18 protein-coding genes are annotated in these 17,340 nt (G+C 57.1%); 4 read left to right on the forward strand and 14 right to left on the reverse strand.

Going from position 1 to position 17,340, the window contains the following annotated elements; genetic code table 11:
* Window positions 1-222: 222 nt before the first annotated feature.
* The 4 genes from EM595_RS14180 to EM595_RS14195 all read right to left on the reverse strand — a co-directional run bounded on the left by EM595_RS14180 (window position 223) and on the right by EM595_RS14195 (window position 4,196).
* Window positions 223-996: an FCD domain-containing protein gene (locus EM595_RS14180; RefSeq protein ID WP_067433381.1), complete on the reverse strand. Its 774-nt coding sequence runs from the start codon at window positions 994-996 to the stop codon at window positions 223-225.
* A 100-nt stretch (window positions 997-1,096) separates the two neighbouring features.
* Window positions 1,097-1,414, reverse strand: coding sequence for a PTS sugar transporter subunit IIB (locus EM595_RS14185; protein WP_067433384.1), 318 nt, complete (start codon window positions 1,412-1,414; stop codon window positions 1,097-1,099).
* A gap of 10 nt (window positions 1,415-1,424) precedes the next feature.
* A complete protein-coding gene (locus tag EM595_RS14190) occupies window positions 1,425-2,852 on the reverse strand; it encodes a glycoside hydrolase family 1 protein (protein ID WP_067433387.1) in 1,428 nt (475 codons plus the stop codon).
* A gap of 9 nt (window positions 2,853-2,861) precedes the next feature.
* Window positions 2,862-4,196 (reverse strand): PTS sugar transporter subunit IIC, encoded by a 1,335-nt coding sequence (locus tag EM595_RS14195; RefSeq protein WP_067433390.1) that lies wholly within the window; start codon window positions 4,194-4,196, stop codon window positions 2,862-2,864.
* 183 nt (window positions 4,197-4,379) lie between these two features.
* On the opposite strand from EM595_RS14195, the gene EM595_RS14200 reads away from it, so the two are divergent.
* Window positions 4,380-4,697: a PTS lactose/cellobiose transporter subunit IIA gene (locus tag EM595_RS14200; RefSeq protein WP_067433393.1), complete on the forward strand. Its 318-nt coding sequence runs from the start codon at window positions 4,380-4,382 to the stop codon at window positions 4,695-4,697.
* 14 nt (window positions 4,698-4,711) lie between these two features.
* Here EM595_RS14200 and lysA read toward each other — a convergent pair whose 3' ends face one another.
* The gene (gene lysA / locus EM595_RS14205; protein WP_067433396.1) at window positions 4,712-5,965 is read right to left on the reverse strand and encodes a diaminopimelate decarboxylase; all 1,254 of its coding nucleotides are present in this window, start codon (window positions 5,963-5,965) and stop codon (window positions 4,712-4,714) included.
* Between the two features lie 149 nt (window positions 5,966-6,114).
* On the opposite strand from lysA, the gene EM595_RS14210 reads away from it, so the two are divergent.
* Window positions 6,115-7,038, forward strand: coding sequence for a LysR family transcriptional regulator (locus EM595_RS14210; protein WP_067433400.1), 924 nt, complete (start codon window positions 6,115-6,117; stop codon window positions 7,036-7,038).
* Here the strand turns inward: EM595_RS14210 and EM595_RS14215 are convergent.
* Window positions 7,035-8,198 carry an MFS transporter gene (locus tag EM595_RS14215; RefSeq protein ID WP_067433403.1) on the reverse strand — a complete coding sequence of 388 codons (1,164 nt, stop codon included), beginning with the start codon at window positions 8,196-8,198 and terminating at the stop codon, window positions 7,035-7,037. The two genes, EM595_RS14210 and EM595_RS14215, sit on opposite strands and share 4 nt — an antisense overlap.
* Before the next feature lie 366 nt (window positions 8,199-8,564).
* Here EM595_RS14215 and EM595_RS14220 point away from each other — a divergent pair, with 366 nt between their 5' ends.
* Entirely contained in the window at window positions 8,565-9,191 is a 627-nt protein-coding gene (locus EM595_RS14220) for a hypothetical protein (protein WP_067433406.1), read from the forward strand.
* Here the strand turns inward: EM595_RS14220 and EM595_RS14225 are convergent.
* The 6 genes from EM595_RS14225 to xerD form a co-directional block, all read right to left on the reverse strand.
* Window positions 9,188-9,691, reverse strand: coding sequence for a cupin domain-containing protein (locus EM595_RS14225; protein WP_067433409.1), 504 nt, complete (start codon window positions 9,689-9,691; stop codon window positions 9,188-9,190). The two genes, EM595_RS14220 and EM595_RS14225, sit on opposite strands and share 4 nt — an antisense overlap.
* Window positions 9,692-9,773: 82 nt before the next feature.
* Window positions 9,774-11,294: a lysine--tRNA ligase gene (gene lysS / locus EM595_RS14230; RefSeq protein WP_067433412.1), complete on the reverse strand. Its 1,521-nt coding sequence runs from the start codon at window positions 11,292-11,294 to the stop codon at window positions 9,774-9,776.
* 9 nt (window positions 11,295-11,303) lie between these two features.
* A protein-coding gene (gene prfB, locus EM595_RS20700) for a peptide chain release factor 2 (protein WP_157883892.1) occupies window positions 11,304-12,402 on the reverse strand; the annotation gives its coding sequence in 2 pieces (ribosomal slippage) (window positions 11,304-12,326 and window positions 12,328-12,402; 1,098 coding nt in all).
* Between the two features lie 145 nt (window positions 12,403-12,547).
* Entirely contained in the window at window positions 12,548-14,275 is a 1,728-nt protein-coding gene (recJ, locus tag EM595_RS14235; RefSeq protein WP_067433415.1) for a single-stranded-DNA-specific exonuclease RecJ, read from the reverse strand.
* Between the two features lie 6 nt (window positions 14,276-14,281).
* Window positions 14,282-14,986, reverse strand: a complete 705-nt coding sequence (gene dsbC / locus EM595_RS14240) for a bifunctional protein-disulfide isomerase/oxidoreductase DsbC (protein ID WP_067433419.1) — start codon at window positions 14,984-14,986, stop codon at window positions 14,282-14,284.
* Window positions 14,987-15,006: 20 nt separating this feature from the next.
* A complete protein-coding gene (gene xerD, locus EM595_RS14245; protein ID WP_067433422.1) occupies window positions 15,007-15,900 on the reverse strand; it encodes a site-specific tyrosine recombinase XerD in 894 nt (297 codons plus the stop codon).
* A gap of 105 nt (window positions 15,901-16,005) precedes the next feature.
* Between xerD and fldB the strand changes: the two genes are divergently transcribed.
* Window positions 16,006-16,524, forward strand: coding sequence for a flavodoxin FldB (gene fldB, locus EM595_RS14250; RefSeq protein ID WP_067435506.1), 519 nt, complete (start codon window positions 16,006-16,008; stop codon window positions 16,522-16,524).
* A gap of 40 nt (window positions 16,525-16,564) precedes the next feature.
* On the opposite strand, the gene EM595_RS14255 is transcribed toward fldB, so the two are convergent.
* Together EM595_RS14255 and sdhE are read right to left on the reverse strand one after the other, a co-directional pair.
* A complete protein-coding gene (locus EM595_RS14255; RefSeq protein WP_067433425.1) occupies window positions 16,565-16,981 on the reverse strand; it encodes a protein YgfX in 417 nt (138 codons plus the stop codon).
* The gene (sdhE, locus tag EM595_RS14260) at window positions 16,962-17,228 is read right to left on the reverse strand and encodes an FAD assembly factor SdhE (protein WP_067433428.1); all 267 of its coding nucleotides are present in this window, start codon (window positions 17,226-17,228) and stop codon (window positions 16,962-16,964) included. Before sdhE ends, EM595_RS14255 begins: the two co-directional genes overlap by 20 nt.
* Window positions 17,229-17,340 lie beyond the last annotated feature (112 nt).

Genomic DNA, 17,340 nt, shown 5'->3' on the forward strand with positions numbered 1-17,340 from the left:
TTTCGTTCTGCCCTTCGGGCCGCCCGAGCAGGGGCGGCAGTCGCCCCGGCCCTGCTCGGGCAGGCTTTAGCCTGTACGAAATCGCTTTTGACCTGGCCCTGCTCGGCCTGCCTGAAGGCAGTACGAAATAGCTTTTGACCTTAAGAAGCCGCCTGCCAGGCACAACGCAAAGCCGCCCGCTTTCGGGCAAACCCGCTGCCCTTTCTGGCCCAGCCCCCACTCCTACATCAGCTTGCCCTGGAAAATTGGCACCGATTCAAACAGATAACCATCGAAATCCGGAGCGTTAGCATCCGAGATTTCAAGCAGCGTGTTTTTTACATTTTCCAGGTGCTGCCACATCGCCTGCCATGAACCCATCACGTCGCGGCGTCGCAGCGCGGCGAGAATAGTCTGGTGCTCACTCAGCCACTTAAGGCGATAGCTGCGGGTTTCAATGTGCGCACGGAGCTGTTGCCATAAGGGATTGTTTTCATGATGGCGCCAGACGCTGGTCACGGTATCCAGCAACATCTGATTTTGCGTGGCGCCCGCCAGCAGCAGATGAAACAGCTTATCGTTATCCTGGCTGCTGTCGTTCATGGCGATGGCACGCTGTTCCTGCTCCAGCGTGCGGCGCAGATTCTCAATATCCGCTTTGGTCGCCATGCGGGCAGCAAAGGCGGCGATGTTACTCTCCAACAGCTGACGCGCCTGTAGCATCTCAAACGGGCCAACGTCACTGCGAAAAAAGGCCTCTTCTTCATCACTGGTGGCGGAAGGAATGCGCATCACATACACGCCGGAGCTTTGCCGGATATCAACGGTGCCCTCCAGCTCCAGCATCAATAACGCTTCGCGCACGATAGTGCGGCTGACGCCCCAAGTTTCGGCAATGGCGCGTTCGGTCGGCAAGCGCGAGCCCACCGCATACATGCCATCGATAATTTGCTGGCGCAGGTGCTGGCCAATCTCCTGATACTGCTTCTTTTCTTGCGGCACTGCACCCTTCTCCACGTGATCACCTTAACCCTTAACGAACAGATAAAATCGTCAGCGCATATGATGATACGTTATGCGCCGCCTGGCTGCGGCAGCGCATTATGACGATGAAGCGCTAGTTTACCAAAGCCAGCGCCTGATCGAGTACTTTTGCACCATTGAGCGTGCCGTAAGCCACGGAATCGATCACCGCGATGGGAATCTGATGGCTGTCGGTGAGTTTGCGGTTCTCCTCCAGCTTGAAGCGCACCTGCGGCCCAAGCAGCACCACCGCCACCTCGCCGGGATTGTTTTCCAGCTCTTCGCGCAGGTTCTGCTCCGGAATGGCATAAATGTGATAGCTCAGGCCACGGGCGGCCGCCTCTTTTTCCATCCGCGTCACCACCATTGAGGTAGACATGCCTGCAGCGCAGGCGAGTACGATACGTTTCATGGGTAACTCCTTATTTATCCTCATCATCCAGCGTGAGGGTTAACTGTCGGCTGTCGCGCAGCGTGCGGAACCAGTGCGCGGATTTTTTCATCCGGCGCTGACGTTGATGCTCAAGATCGATCTCAATCAGGCCGTAGCGATTTTTAAAGGCGTTCATCGGTGAGACGTTGTCCGTAAACGCCCACAGCATGTAACCCAGACAGTTACAGCCCGCTTCGCGTGCCAGCAGTGCCTGGTAAAGATGCTCAGCGATAAAATTGATGCGGTAATCGTCCTGAATTTCGCCATTTTCCTGACGAAAACGCGCTTCATTTTCGATGCCCATACCGTTTTCGGCGATAAACCACGGAAAATTGCCATATTCCTGCTTCATGCGCTGCGCCATATCCCAGACGATGCGCGGCTGAATTTCCCAGCCGCGTGACGGGTTCATCCGTCGTCCCGGCAGCTCAAAGTGCTCGTAATAAAAGGCGGGATGAAAAGGCGTTTCCGCATGCCAGGCGCGCGACGGCGCTTTTACCCGATGCGGATAATAAAGATTCAGCCCAACCTCATCGACGCGATGTTCGGCGATCAGCGCCAGCTCTTCGGCAGTATAATCCCATTGAATATCATGTTTTTGCAGCAGCGCCATCAGCTCGGCGGGATAAGCGCCTTTGATCGCCGGATCGAGAAACACGCGGTTGTAGAACAGATCGTAGATCTCCGCCGCCTGCTGATCGTGGGCGGCCGCAGAACGCGGATAGGTCACTTCGGGATTGAGAATCGTACCGACGCTGCCGCTGTAGCCCTGTTCACGAAACAGCTTCACCACCTTCGCCGTGGCGAGATTTTTATGGTGGTTCCACTGCATCCAGGTGTGGGTGTTCTGCTGATAAGGCCAGCGCAGCGCATCGAGATAGACCCGCGTCTGCACCACAATCGGCTCGTTAAACACAAACCAGCGCGAAACGCGACCGGCATAGCGGGCAAAAACCTGGTCGGCGTAACGGGTAAACAGCTCAACCACATGTTTGGATGCCCAGCCGCCGTACTGTTCCAGCAGCACCGCCGGCAATTCGTAATGCTCCAGACAGAGCATCAGCTCAATGCCCTGCGCCTCCAGCGCATCGATCAGCCGATCGTAATAAGCCGCATACTCTTCATCTACTGTGCCCTGTTCGTAGTCGGTGAGAAAACGCGACCAGTTGATCGAGGTGCGGTAGTGCGTCAGCCCGGCGGCCTTCATCAATGCCACATCTTCCTCGAAGCGGTTAATGAAATCGGTCGCCACCGCCGGGCCGTAGCCGTTGTGCCAGACGTGGCGGTCCTGCTTGTACCAGGCGTCGAGATAAGAATCCTGGCCTGCTTTTTTGCCGCTCCAGCCTTCGGTTTGCCAGGCGGAGGCCGCCGCACCGAGAATGAAGTCGTCGGGAATGGCTATCTGCTGCTTGCTCATGATATCTCCTTAGTTTTGCACGGCATCAGTCTGCGCCAGCTTCGCCTCGGCGGCTTCTGCACGGCGCGCGGCAACTTTGACAAACGGCAGGTAAATCAGCACCGACACCACAATGCAGACAATTTGAGTTAAAACCGCGCCCATCGATCCGGCAGTAGAGAGCCAGGCGTTAATGATTGGCGGCGTGGTCCAGGGCACCATCACCACCGCTTTACCGGCAAAACCCATCGCGGTGGCGAAGTAGCCGATCGATCCGGTGATCAGCGGCGTGATAATGAACGGGATCGCGAGGATCGGATTTAGCATGATCGGCATACCAAAAATCACCGGCTCATTGATGTTGAACAGACCCGGTCCGATGGAAAGTTTGGCAATTTCCCGCATCTCTTTGCGTTTGGTGGCCAGCAGAACCGCGCTGAGCAGGCCAATGGTCAGGCCGGAACCGCCAATGCTCATGTAAACATCCCAGAATGGCATAGTGATGATGTTCGGCGCCTCAATGCCCTGCTCGAAGGCGTTCATATTGACCAGAATGGCGCCGAGCAGCAGCGGCTCGCGAATCGGTTTGACCATTTGATTGCCGTGAATACCGATCACCCAAAACAGCTGGGCAACGAACATCAGCAGCAGAATGCCCCATAGACTCTGCACCACCGATTCCAGCGGCTCCTGCACCACTTTGTACACCGCATCATAGAGATACATGCCGGTGACGCGGTGGAAGATAAAACCAAAAACGGCGACGGCAGAGACGGTGATCAGCGACGGAATCAGCGCGGAAAACGAGGCGGCAACGTTGGGCGGCACGGTGTCAGGCATTTTGATCTTTAAGCGATCGATGTTCTCCAGCCGACAGTAGATCTCCACCGACAGAATGGCGATGAACATGCCGAGAAACAGGCTCTTGGTATCAGAAAACTGTTTTGCCAGCACGTCGGTCACCAGCTGCATTTCACCGTTGACCATCATCTGCAACGTGGTCGGCGTAACGGAAATAAAGCAGATGATCGCCAGCAGGCCGGGAAACAGCGTTTTAATACCGTTGATGCGGCCCAGTTCGATACCAATTAAAAACACCGCGCCAATATTGAGAAAGCTCAGCGTGGCGTAGTTAATGCTGCTGGTGATCGGCTTCAGGTCGGCCAGAAAGCTCAGTGACGCGAAGCTGGCGAGACCATTTTTCGGATCCAGCACCATGTTGGAGATCAGCACGGAAAAAGCACCGACGATGATCACCGGCATCAGGGTGATAAACGACGCTTTGATCGCCATGATGTAGCGATAACTGTTGAAGCGGGTAGCGAAGCTGCCCAGCGAGTCAATAAGTCGATCCTGTAGAGACATCATTCATACCTCAGGTAAGAGAGTTGGCATCCCGTTATGTGCCTTCTACGGATTCCTTTCGCGTGGCATACCAAAAATAACCTGCGCAGCGTTTTTTTCTGTGACAAGGCTCCCGGAACCGATTTTTGGTATTCCGGTACGATGAATATTCCAATATTGGCATACCAATAGCGAGAATGGCGTATGGATTATGAACAGGTGATGATGGAACTACTGATCAGCGCGGGTGAAGCGCGATCGCAGGCGATGATGGCGATTCAGTTTGCGCGGCGACGCGCCTGGCAGGAAGCGGACGATGCGCTACTGGCTTCAGCGGCGGCGGCGAAAGAGGCGCACAAGGTGCAGACGGCGCTGATTGGTGCAGATGAAGGCGAAGGCAAGGTGCCGGTGACGCTGATCCTGGTTCATGCCCAGGATCATCTGATGAACGCCCTGCTCTGCCGCGATCTGGCAGAAGAGCTGGTGTTATTGCGAAAAGAGATGGCGCAGCCGCCTTGCTGAGAAGGCGGTCTGGCTTACAGCTCCAGCGCTAACAGCTGTTGGATGGTCTGCGCGCGGCGGATTTCTCGCACTTTGCCGCCGTCGAACAGCACTTCCGCAATCAGCGGACGGCTGTTGTAGTTTGAAGACATGGATGCGCCATAGGCACCGGTATCGTGGAACACCAGATAATCATCCACCTTCGCCGATGGCAAAGCACGCGGCGCAACCATGCCGCCTTCAAGCTGGGTAAAGACGTCGCCTGATTCGCACAGCGGACCGGCCACCACGCTGTCGACGGTGGCGTTCTCATCCAGGCTGCGACCATCGGCAGGCAGCAGAGAAATATGGTGATAGCTGCCGTAGAGCGAAGGCCGCATCAAATCATTAAAACCGGCATCCACCAGCACAAAGTGTCGGCTGCCCATCGCTTTCACCGCCCGCACCTGCGAGACCAGTACGCCCGACTCGGCAACCAGAAAACGGCCCGGTTCGATTTCCAGCTGCACCGCATGGCCGAGATGTGCCGCCACGCGATCGCGCGCGGTGTTCCACAGGCCATAATAGTGTTCGGTATCAATCGCCTCTTCGCCATAATGGTAAGGAATGGAGAGCCCGCCACCCGCGGAGATCGCTTTGGGATCGGCCCCGCTGGTGATAATCATATCCACCATCGCATCGCACACCTGCTCAAGATGGGCGTAATCCACGCCGGAGCCGATATGCATATGAATCCCTGCCAGATGCAGGCCGTAGCGCTGCACCGCCGCCAGAGCTTCCGGCAGATCGCTGTGCCAGATGCCGTGCTTACTGTTTTCGCCGCCGGTGTTGGTTTTCTGGCTGTGGCCGTGACCAAAACCAGGATTTACCCGCAGCCAGACCGCATGACCAGCCGAAGCCGTACCCAGCTGATGCAGCATGTCGATCGATCCGGCATTCACCGGCACCTTCAGTTCAACAATGCGCGCCAGCGTGGCGTGATCCAGCAGGTCAGCGGTAAAAACGATCTCATCGCCGCCCGGCTGAAAACCGGCAGCCAGCGCCCGTTCAACTTCACCCAGCGAAACGGAATCGACCTTGACGCCCGCTTCACGCATCAGACGCAGAATATGAATATTGGAGCAGGCTTTCTGGGCAAAACGCACGGTATCAAACTGCTGTAACTGGCTGATACGCTGCCGAATAATGTCGGCGTCATAGGCCCAGAAAGGCGCATTGTAGCGCTGCGCCAGCGGCAGCAGGTTGTCACGGTTAAGGGCGGTGTCAGTATTATTCAGCGGGCGCGGCATGGCTTTCTCCTGTCAGTATTCGGTTATTACGCCATAAAAAAAGCATGCTGAAAAATATCTGTTTATCCAGTATCTATTCATTCAGGATATGGTTAGATCGAGACAACTTGCAGGCTTAGGGTAATAATCTTCTGCTCCACGGATGCGCAATGACCAATAAAAACAACTGGCGACAAATCGAGATTTTCCACGCTGTGATGACCAGCGGCAACCTGACGCAGGCGGCGGAGATGCTACACACTTCACAGCCCACGGTGAGCCGCGAACTGGCGCGCTTTGAACAGCAGATCGGCCTGCAGTTGTTTGAGCGGGTGCGTGGACGTTTGCAACCTACGCTTCAGGGGCTGCGGCTGTTTGAAGAGGTGCAACGCTCGTGGTACGGGCTGGATCGCATTATTGATGCCGCCGCGGGTCTGCGCCATTTTCGCCAGGGCGAGCTGTCGATCGCCTGCCTGCCGGTGTTTTCCCAGTCGCTGCTGCCGCGCGTTTGCCAGCCATTTTTACAGCGCTACCCCGATGTCAGCATGAACATTATTCCGCAGGAGTCGCCGCTGCTGGAAGAGTGGCTCTCGGCGCAGCGTTACGATATTGGCCTGACGGAGACGCACAGCACGCCCGCCGGAACCGAACGCCTGCCGCTGCTGACCTGCAACGAAGTGTGCGTGCTGCCGACCGGCCATCGGCTGGCGCAGGCGGAACGGTTGTCGCCCGCTGACTTTGCCGACGAACATTACATCAGCCTGTCGCGCACCGACAGCTATCGTCAGCTGTTGGATACGCTGTTTCTTGAGCATCGGGTGGAACGGCGAATGGTGATGGAGACGCACAGTGCGGCATCGGTGTGCGCGATGGTGAAAGCGGGCGTGGGCGTATCGGTGGTGAATCCGCTGACGGCGCTGGATTACGCCGACAGCGGGGTGATCATCAAGCCCTTCAGCGTGGCGGTGCCGTTTACCGTCAGCCTGATTCGGCCTCTGCATCGGCCCGCCTCGGCGCTGGTCGATACGTTTATCAGCTGGCTACAGCAACAGTGCAGCCAGCTGCGAGAGCAGGAACCGGCGCTACGCTTTTAAGCGTGCGCGGTCTCGCCCGGACCGCGTGAACGGCGAAAGGTGATTAAACAGACCAGCAGGCCGAGCAGCGCCATCGCCGCCGCCGCAACCGGCACCGCGGTCAGGCCGTAGCCGCCGCCAATGACCGCGCCGCCCAACCAGGCACCCACCGCATTGCCGACGTTAAAGGCGGAAATGTTCAGCGTCGAGACCAGGTTAGGTGCCTCTTTGCCGTGGCGCACGACGTTGATTTGCAGCCCCGGTACGGTGGCGAACGTGGCCATCGCCCACAGAAACAGCGTGATCTCTGCCAGCCACAGCGCGTGGCTGGTCCAGCTAAACAGCAGCGAGAACACCGCGATCAGCGAAAAGCTGAGGATCAGGCTGGTAGAAACCTTGCGGTCTGCCATTTTGCCGCCGAGGATATTGCCCACCGTCAGGCCCGCGCCGATCAGGAACAGCGTCCAGCTGACGCCGCGATCGCTGATGCCGGTCACTTCCAGCAGCAAGGGCGCAATGTAGCTAAACAGGGCAAACATTGCGGCGGCAAAGCAGGCGGTCATCAACAGCGACAGCCAGAGTTTGCCGTTAGCCAGCGCACTGACTTCGCTGCCCAGATGCACCGGTTTCTCCTCTTTATTCACTGGCAGGCTGATAATTAGCGCAATAAAGGCCAGCACGCCGATCACCGAGACCGCCCAGAAAGTGGCGCGCCAGCCAAACAGCTGACCAAACCAGGTGCCGAGTGGCACGCCGAGCACGTTCGCCAGCGTCAGGCCGGTAAACATCAGCGCTACCGCAGAAGCCTGTTTGTTGGGCGCGACCAGGCTGGCGGCAACCACCGCACCGATGCCAAAGAAGGCGCCGTGGCAGAGCGCGGTAATCACCCGGGCGAGCATCAGCAGGTTATAGGTGTACGCCAGCGCGCAAAAGATATTGCCGACGATGAAGATCACCATCAGCAGAATCAGCGTGCGCTTACGCGGCAGCGAGGCGGTCAGCAGCGCCATAATCGGCGCGCCAATCGCCACACCCAGCGCATAACCGCTGATCAGCCAGCCTGCTGACGGAATCGATACCTGCAGATCGCGGGCGACCTCCGGCAGCAATCCCATGATGACAAACTCCGTGGTGCCGATAGCAAATGCACTCAGCGCCAGAGCCAGTAGTGAAACAGGCATAACACACTCTCCCAAAAAGATAAAAACAGGCCACCCCGACCGCAGCAGAGGTTCCTGTGCAGCATAAATGACGGTATAAATAGTTGATCTTGATCACGCGCGACATTAAAGCATAGCCGTCGTTGCGCATATACCCGGATAACGGCAAGGCAATGTTGCTTATCGCGCAACAATGCAGCAGTTGAACGTGATGATGCGCACCGCGCTTAACTGGAGCAGGACCCATGTGCATGCCGATTCAAAGGGTTAAGCTCTGGTTCAGGCTGGTGCTGTTGCGTTTTATGGGTCGTGATTTGCCTTAAAGATCGGCGCAGGCCGTGCCGATATCCTGTGGTTAACAGCAGCAATTGATAAACGGGAGAATGCATGTATCTGCGCGTGGCCATTATGGCGGTCTGTCTGAGCGGCTGCTCGGTCGGGCATTATGAGTACAGTAAAGAAGCGCAGAAACGGGTCGATATGACGGTCACCGGTATTCCTACCGTGCTGGGCCTGGGCACACTGGGCACCACCATTCCCCTGACGGCGGATTACAGCCTCACCGCGGCGCACGTGGCCAAGTTTTCGCTCTATAAGGTTAAGGCGTGGCATCCGGAATGCGATATCGCCGTGGTCTACCACAAAAACAGCGAAAAGGATCTGCCGCCGCGCTTTCGTAACAGCCATATCGGCGAACGGGTCAATTTCTACGGCTACAGCTTTATCTCAGCTATGCCGGTCAGCTCCAGCGGCACAAACCTGATTAACACCGGCCTGGCAAACAGCTGGAACAAGCTCAGCTGCGTGGTGGTGGCGGCCAACGCGGGCGTGGTTAAAGGCATGTCCGGCGGCGCGGTTTACAACGCTGATGACGATACGCTGGCTGGCGTGATCGTGGGCTACAGCAGCCATATTGATGACAACGCCAGCGGCAAAACGCTCTACAAAGATGTCGCGCTCTACGTGCCTTACCTGCAGTTCAAAGGCTGGCTGGACACGGTGTTAAAAAGCTAGTCGTCCTGCGGTTTATCCGGCAGGCCGGAATGCCCGCCCATGATCTGCGCCGGTGGATTGAGCCAGCGATCTTCTCGCGTGGCGGCATAAGCCGGGTTCAGCGGATAGAAAATGCGGTTCTCCGGCTTGTTGGCTTCGCCTACCACCAGCAGGTGCGCTTCCTCTTTGCCGTTGTTGATAAAGGTGTGACAAACGCCGGTGCCCGCGGGAAAAGCCACCGCATCGCCGGGCTGGAGCGCATAAAGTTCACCGTTGATCCAGGCGTGTGGCGATCCCTGCAAAACATAGACAAACTCCTCTTCGGCGCTTTCCGCATGCGGATAAGAGAGCCGACGCCCCGGCAGCAGACGCTCATGATGAATGCCGAGCCGCGTCAGGCCCAGCGCCCTGCCCAAGGGTGCGCCAATCGACATCCGCTCGTTGCTGTCGGGATAGTGCGCGTGATCGTCGCCTTCCAGTTCATGCCAGTGGCGAATGCAATCCGGTCTGTTCGCTGACATCATCACTCCTGAGGGTTAGTGGCCCGAACATAAAAAAGCCAGCCCGCAGGCTGGCTCAATACTTTACGCGTTACCGATACCGTTACTTGCTGGTTGGACGCAGCGCCGGGAACAGGATCACATCGCGAATAGTATGGCTGTTGGTAAACAGCATAACCATGCGATCGATACCGATGCCCAGGCCAGCCGTTGGCGGCAGGCCGTGCTCCAGTGCGGTCACGTAATCTTCATCGTAGAACATCGCTTCATCATCGCCTGCATCTTTGGCATTCACCTGCTGCAGGAAACGCTCTGCCTGATCTTCCGCGTCGTTAAGTTCCGAGAAGCCGTTGCCGATTTCGCGGCCGCCAATGAAGAACTCAAAGCGATCGGTGATTTCAGGATTCTCATCATTACGACGCGCCAGCGGAGAAACCTCGGCCGGATATTCCGTAATGAAGGTTGGCTGAATCAGGTGCGCTTCCGCGGTCTCTTCAAAGATTTCGGTCACGACGCGGCCAAGGCCCCAGCTCTTCTCGATCTTAATGCCCAGCGAAGCAGCAATCGCCGACGCTTTTTCCATATCATCCAGATCGGCAAGGTCGGTTTCCGGACGGTATTTCTGGATCGCCTGCTTCATGGTCAGCTTCTCGAACGGCTTACCGAAATCAAACTCCTGGTCGCCGTAAGGCACCACGGTGCTGCCCAGCACATCCTGCGCCAGCGTGCGGAACAGGCTTTCGGTCAGTTCGATCAGGTCGCGGTAATCCGCATACGCCATATAGAGTTCCATCATGGTGAACTCTGGGTTATGGCGCGGCGAAATGCCTTCGTTACGGAAGTTACGGTTGATCTCAAACACGCGATCAAAGCCGCCAACCACCAGACGCTTCAGGTAGAGTTCCGGCGCGATACGCAGATACATATCGATATCAAGCGCGTTGTGATGGGTAATAAAAGGCCGCGCTGAGGCACCGCCAGGAATCACCTGCATCATCGGCGTTTCCACTTCCATAAAGTCGCGCGACACCATGAACTGACGGATGCCCGCCATGATCTGCGAACGAATTTTAAAGGTGTTACGCGACTCGGCGTTGGCGATCAGATCGAGATAGCGCTGGCGATAGCGCGTTTCCTGATCGGCCAGGCCGTGGAATTTATCCGGCAGCGGACGCAGCGCTTTGGTCAGCAGGCGCAGCTCGCTACAGTGAATCGACAGCTCACCGGTTTTGGTTTTGAACAGCTTGCCACGTGCGCCGAGGATATCGCCGAGATCCCATTTCTTGAACTGCTCGTTGTAATAACCTTCCGGCAGATCGTCACGGGAAACGTAGAGCTGAATGGTGCCGCCGACATCCTGCAGGGTGACGAACGACGCTTTGCCCATAATACGGCGCGTCATCATGCGGCCCGCTACGCTGACCTCAATGCCCAGCGATTCCAGTTCCTCGTTCTCTTTGCCATCATGGCTGGCGTGCAGCGCATCGGACAGGCTGTCACGACGGAAATCATTGGGAAACGCCACACCCTTCTCACGCAGCGCGCTGAGTTTCTCGCGACGCGCCTTTAATTCGTTATTTAGCTCAACGGCGGCGTCAGCATTCTGCGGTTGTTGTTCAGACATGTCGGTTCCTTATAGCCCTGCTTTCAAACTTGCTTCGATAAAACGGTCCAGATCGCCATCCAGCACCGCCTGCGTGTTACGCGTTTCTACGCCGGTGCGCAGATCTTTGATGCGCGAATCATCCAGTACGTAAGAACGGATCTGGCTGCCCCAGCCGATATCAGATTTATTATCTTCAGCGGTCTGTTTGTCAGCATTTTTCTTTTGCATTTCATATTCATACAGCTTGGCACGCAGCTGCTTGAAAGCCTGATCTTTGTTCTTATGCTGAGAGCGATCGTTCTGGCACTGCACCACAATGTTGGTCGGTAAGTGCGTAATACGCACCGCTGACTCGGTTTTGTTCACGTGCTGGCCACCGGCACCGGATGCGCGGTAAACGTCGATGCGCAGGTCGGCTGGGTTGATTTCGATATCGATGTTGTCATCCACTTCCGGATAGATAAACACCGAACTGAATGAGGTGTGACGACGGCCGCCGGAATCGAACGGGCTTTTACGTACCAGGCGATGGACGCCGGTTTCGGTGCGCAGCCAGCCAAAGGCGTAGTCGCCAATCACTTTGATGGTGGCTGATTTGGTGCCCGCCACTTCGCCGTCGGACTCTTCGATGATTTCGGTTTTGAAACCGCGCGCTTCCGCCCAACGCAGATACATACGCAGCAGCATGCTGGCCCAGTCCTGCGCTTCGGTGCCGCCGGAACCGGCCTGAATATCCATGTAGCAATCGGCGCTGTCATATTCGCCGGAGAACATGCGACGGAACTCAAGCTCAGCGAGTTTTTTGTCGAGCGTTTCCAGCTCGGCAACCGCTTCATTGAAGGTCTCTTCGTCGTCGGCTTCTACCGCCAGCTCGAGCAGGCCGCTGACATCTTCCAGCCCCTGACGCAGCTGATCCAGCGTATCCACGATCGCTTCCAGCGAGGAGCGCTCTTTGCCCAGCGCCTGAGCGCGTTCAGGTTCGTTCCAGACGTCCGGCTGTTCCAGCTCGGCGTTTACTTCTTCGAGGCGTTCTTTCTTGGCATCGTAGTCAAAGATACCCCCTGAGCACGTTGCTGCGCTCGCTAAGGTCCTGAATACGATTTTTGACCGGATTAATTTCAAACATGATTTCGGATCTTTTTCGCAGAAAGTCGATAATGTAACGGCGAAGTTTACCTGAAATGGTGGGTAGTTTGTAGCGCTGCTTTGCCCTTCTCACGGCATTCTGCCGTTAAAAAACAGCAGAATGCCGACATGGGCTGAGCGGAAGGTTACAGCGGACGCAGGTGTTCGATAATCAGCTGCACGCTGCGGTTACCGCGGAACTCGTTAATGTCGAGACGATAGGCGAGTTCAACCTGGCGCACGCTGTTGTCGGGCCAGATCAGCGGATCGATATTAAAGGCGATGCCATCCAGCAGTGGCCCGCCGCCCAGTGGCTCCACCATCACTTTCAGATGACGTTCGCCAACCAGTTTTTGCTGCAGCAGCTTGAACTTGCCGTCAAACAGCGGCTCCGGGAACGCCTGGCCCCACGGGCCGCCATCACGCAGCAGCTCGGCGGTGGCCAGCGAAAACTCCTGCGGCTGCAGTTCGCCATCGGACCAGATAATGCCCTGCAGCGCTTCGCCATCAAGCCATTCGCCCACCAGCGCGCTGAAACGCTCGCTAAATTCCTCAAAGCGTTCGCTATTCAGCGACAAGCCAGCCGCCATAGCGTGACCGCCAAACTTAATGATCAGGCCCGGACAGAGCGTATCCAGTCGCTCCAGCGCATCGCGCAGATGCAGCCCGGCAATCGATCGGCCCGACCCTTTTAGCGTGCCGTCGCCCGCTGGCGCAAAGGCGATCACCGGCCGATGAAAGCGATCTTTCAGCCGCGATGCCAAAATACCCACCACGCCCTGATGCCACTCCGGATGGTAAAACGCCAGGCCCAACGGCAGCGTTTCGTGCGTATTTTCCAGCTTGTCGCACAGCGCCAGCGCTTCTGCCTGCATACCGCGCTCAATCTCTTTGCGCGTCTGATTCAGCGCATCAAGTTCGCTGGCCAGCATGCGCGCCTGCGCCACATCGTTGGTCAACAACAGCGCAACGCCCACTGACATATCGTCCAGCCGCCCTGCTGCATTCAGCCGCGGCCCGAGCGCAAAGCCGAGATCGCTGGCCGCCAGCTGATGCGCTTCACGATTGGCGACCTCCAGCAGCGCGCGAATGCCTGGCCGACATTTACCGGCGCGAATACGGCTCAAGCCCTGCCAGACCAGAATGCGGTTGTTGGCATCCAGCGGCACCACGTCGGCTACCGTGCCAAGCGCTACCAGGTCGAGCCATTCCGCAAGGTTCGGCATCGGTCGCGCATCACTGAACCAGCCCTGTTCACGCAGGTGCGCACGCAGAGCCAGCATCAGATAAAACGCCACGCCAACGCCCGCCAGCGCGCGCGAAGGAAAATTGCAGTCAGCCAGATTAGGGTTAACGATCGCCTCAGCGGCTGGCAAGGTGTCGCCCGGCAGATGGTGATCGGTGATCAACACCGGAATCCCTTTCTGATGCGCCAGCTCCACGCCGCTGTGGGAAGAGATGCCGTTATCCACGGTCAGAATCAGCTCAGCGCCGCGTGCCGCCGCCTGCTCCACCACTTCCGGGCTCAGACCATAGCCGTCATCAAAGCGGTTCGGCACCAGATACTGCACGTTCGCGCCGCCCATGCTGCGCAGCGCCAGCACGCTCAGCGCGGTGCTGGTGGCGCCATCGGCATCGAAATCGCCCACCACCATAATGCGCTGCTGGCTTTGCAGCGCCTGATGCAGCAGCCTGACGGCGCTGTCGATGCCGCTGAGCTGCTGCCATGGCAGCAGATTTTTCGCGCCGCGCTCCAGCTCCTCAGGCTGACGCACGCCGCGCAGCCCGTAAAGGCGACGCAGCAACGGATGCAGCTCAACGGGCAGCGTGTTGTCAACGGCTTCGCGCCGCCGTAATTCAGAAGACCCTTTCACGCAGACTTAACCACCACTTTTTTGGCTATCCAGCACCTGTTTCAGCTCTTTCGGTCCCTGATAGCCCGGAATCATCATGCCATTTTCCAGCAGCATGGCTGGCGTGCCCTGAATACCGTACAGAATGCCCAGCTTGTACTGCTCATCCAGTTTGATATCGCAGGCGATTGGCGAGACGGCATTGCCTTTCATCGCTTCATCAAAGGCTTTGTTACGATCCGCCGCACACCAGATCGACTTCATCTGTTTTTCCACCTGGCCGTTCAGACCTTCACGCGGAAACGCGAGATAGCGCACGGTGATGCCCAGCGCGTTGTAATCGGCCATCTGCTCATGCAGTTTGTGGCAGTAGCCGCAGGTGATGTCGGTGAACACGGTGATCACATGCTGCTGCTTCGCCGCTTTATACACGATCATCTCTTTGCTCAGCGCATCGACCTTTTTTTGCAGCAGCTGGTTGGTGACGTTGACCGGCTGCGCGCCGCTGACGTTATACAGCGGACCCTGAATGAAGTGTTTGCCATCTTCAGTGACATAAAGCACGCCGCTTTCGCTCAGCACCGTTTTTATGCCGGGCAGCGGCGACGGCTGAATTTCGGTCTGCTGCAGGCCCAGTTTTTTTAGTGATTGTTGGATGGCCGCATCGTCTGCGTGGGCGACATTCGTCAGCGAAGCCGCCAGTAAAGAGAGAACTGCAATACGCTTATACATCCTGATTCCTTGTGTTCTGGCTATGCGCGTGGATGATGCTGTTGATGAAGTTGACGCAGTCGCTCGGTGGCAACGTGCGTATAAATTTGGGTGGTCGACAGGTCGCTGTGGCCTAACAACATCTGTACGACACGCAGGTCGGCGCCATGGTTCAGCAGATGAGTGGCAAAAGCGTGCCGTAATACGTGAGGCGAGAGCTTTTCGCTATCGATACCCGCCAGCGTGGCATAATGTTTGATGCGATGCCAGAAGGTTTGCCGGGTCATTTGTTGCGCGCGATTGCTGGGAAACAGGACATCCAGCGTGCGACCATTGGTCAACCAGGGGCGACCGTGTTCCAGATACTGCTCCAGCCAGTGCACCGCCTCTTCGCCCAGCGGCACCAACCGTTCTTTATTGCCTTTACCAATCACGCGCACCACGCCCTGGCGCAAACTGACGTCGCTGAGCGTCAGGCTCACCAGCTCGGTGACGCGCAGCCCGGTGGCGTAGAGCAGCTCAAGCATCGCTTTATCCCGCAGCTCAATCGGCTGATCGGTTACCGGCGCCTGTAACAGGCGCCCCACCTGCGCTTCACTGAGATCTTTCGGCAAACGCTGCGGCAATTTGGGCGCCGCCAGCAGCGCGCTGGGATCGTCATCGCGCAGCTTTTCACGATAGAGATACTGAAACAGCCGGCGCATGGCGCTGAGCAGCCGCGCCGAACTGGTAGCTTTATAGCCGCCTTCGATACGCTCAGCGAGGAACGCCTGCAGATCAGCCGCGCCAGCCTGCAACAACGTGAGCTGTTGATGCGCCAGCCAGCCGGTCAGCGTCTGCAAATCCTGCCGATATGAGGCAAGCGTATTTTGCGCCAGATTACGTTCGATCCAGAGCGCATCCAGAAATTGCTCAAGCAGTTCAGTATCTTGCACAGTTAAACCACGCGTGAAGGATGTGAATTTGTGCTCATTATGCCTGAATTCCGCCCCTGTCTGGTACACTTGCGCCAACGGTACGTCAATATGAGCTCTACCCGCATGAAAATTGGCCTCTTCTATGGCTCCAGCACCTGTTACACCGAAATGGTCGCGGAAAAGATCCGTGATTTTATCGGTGCCGAGCTGGTGACCTTACACAATGTGAAAGACGATTCTCCGGCGCTGATGGCGCAGTACGATCTGCTGATTCTTGGCATTCCCACCTGGGATTTTGGCGAGCTGCAGGAGGACTGGGAGGCGATCTGGCAGGAAATTCCCGCAGTGAATTTGCAGGGAAAAATCGTTGCGATGTACGGCATGGGCGATCAGTTTGGTTACGGCGAATGGTTTCTTGATGCGCTGGGCATGCTGCACGATTTGCTGACGCCAATGGGCGTGCGCTTTGTGGGCTACTGGCCGCTGGCAGGCTATGAGTTCACCAGCGCGCGGCCGTTAACCGCTGACGGCACACAGTTTGTCGGCCTGGCGCTCGACGATGTTAACCAGTTTGAGCTCAGCGATGAACGCATTGAACAGTGGTGCGAACAGATCCTGACCGAAACGGCTGAGCTGCTGTAGCGTTCGTTATCTGCTCAGCTTGCCTGCTCAATATGCAAGACTAAACAGGCGAATCAGCCGGGCCAGCCGTCAGAATCTGATAGCGCAGCGCGCGCCATTCCGCCTCGCTCATGCTGTCACGCATCAGCCAAAACTGCTGCTGCCCCGCCTCACCGCGTAAACGCAGCAGGATCGCCGCGTTCAGGCAGCAGGTTGCCGGGCAGAGCCGCCAGTGGCGCTGCTGCCAGCGCCAGTCATCATTCTCTTTCCATACCAGCGCGCCGCAGCGCCGCTGTAGCACGTGATGATGGCGTCGCCACTCATACATCACCGCGGCCAACAGCAGCAGGTTCAGTAACCCGTAGCTCAGCTGCCACGGCGGCAATAGCGTCACCAGCAGCGCCGCTGTCAGAAACAGCCCATGGCTCCAGCGCTGTGCCAGCACGGAGGCCTGTAGATCAGCGCGCCACCGGACCACGTTGCTGGTTCCGTTGCTGAATCAGGCGCACCATGCGTTTTAACTCTTCATCAGCGGGTTCGCCGTGATTCATCATCCAGTTAAACAGATCGGGATCGTCACTCTTTAACAGGCGAATAAACAACTGTTTATCCTCATCATTCAGTGAATCATATTCATATTCAAAGAACGGCATGATGGAAATATCCAGTTCAAGCATGCCGCGACGGCAGGCCCAGTGAATGCGTGATTTTTCGTGAATATCCATAAGCTCAGTCATCCGCAACGAAAATAATGGCGCTCAGTGTAGCGGTTTTTTAGCACGCTGCCGAAGCCAAATTAGCGCTTTGCGGCACGCCTCGCAGCTGGCATAAGCGCGG

It is taken from the genome of Duffyella gerundensis (genome assembly GCF_001517405.1).
Lineage (GTDB): Bacteria > Pseudomonadota > Gammaproteobacteria > Enterobacterales > Enterobacteriaceae > Duffyella > Duffyella gerundensis.

Coding starts and splice junctions, on each gene's coding strand:
- EM595_RS14185 (WP_067433384.1), bottom strand. CDS start 1,414: ATGAAACGTATCGTACTCGCCTGCGCTGCAGGCATGTCTACCTCAATG.
- EM595_RS14190 (WP_067433387.1), bottom strand. CDS start 2,852: ATGAGCAAGCAGCAGATAGCCATTCCCGACGACTTCATTCTCGGTGCG.
- EM595_RS14195 (WP_067433390.1), bottom strand. CDS start 4,196: ATGTCTCTACAGGATCGACTTATTGACTCGCTGGGCAGCTTCGCTACC.
- EM595_RS14200 (WP_067433393.1), top strand. CDS start 4,380: ATGGATTATGAACAGGTGATGATGGAACTACTGATCAGCGCGGGTGAA.
- lysA (WP_067433396.1), bottom strand. CDS start 5,965: ATGCCGCGCCCGCTGAATAATACTGACACCGCCCTTAACCGTGACAAC.
- EM595_RS14210 (WP_067433400.1), top strand. CDS start 6,115: ATGACCAATAAAAACAACTGGCGACAAATCGAGATTTTCCACGCTGTG.
- EM595_RS14215 (WP_067433403.1), bottom strand. CDS start 8,198: ATGCCTGTTTCACTACTGGCTCTGGCGCTGAGTGCATTTGCTATCGGC.
- EM595_RS14220 (WP_067433406.1), top strand. CDS start 8,565: ATGTATCTGCGCGTGGCCATTATGGCGGTCTGTCTGAGCGGCTGCTCG.
- EM595_RS14225 (WP_067433409.1), bottom strand. CDS start 9,691: ATGTCAGCGAACAGACCGGATTGCATTCGCCACTGGCATGAACTGGAA.
- lysS (WP_067433412.1), bottom strand. CDS start 11,294: ATGTCTGAACAACAACCGCAGAATGCTGACGCCGCCGTTGAGCTAAAT.
- dsbC (WP_067433419.1), bottom strand. CDS start 14,986: ATGTATAAGCGTATTGCAGTTCTCTCTTTACTGGCGGCTTCGCTGACG.
- fldB (WP_067435506.1), top strand. CDS start 16,006: ATGAAAATTGGCCTCTTCTATGGCTCCAGCACCTGTTACACCGAAATG.
- sdhE (WP_067433428.1), bottom strand. CDS start 17,228: ATGGATATTCACGAAAAATCACGCATTCACTGGGCCTGCCGTCGCGGC.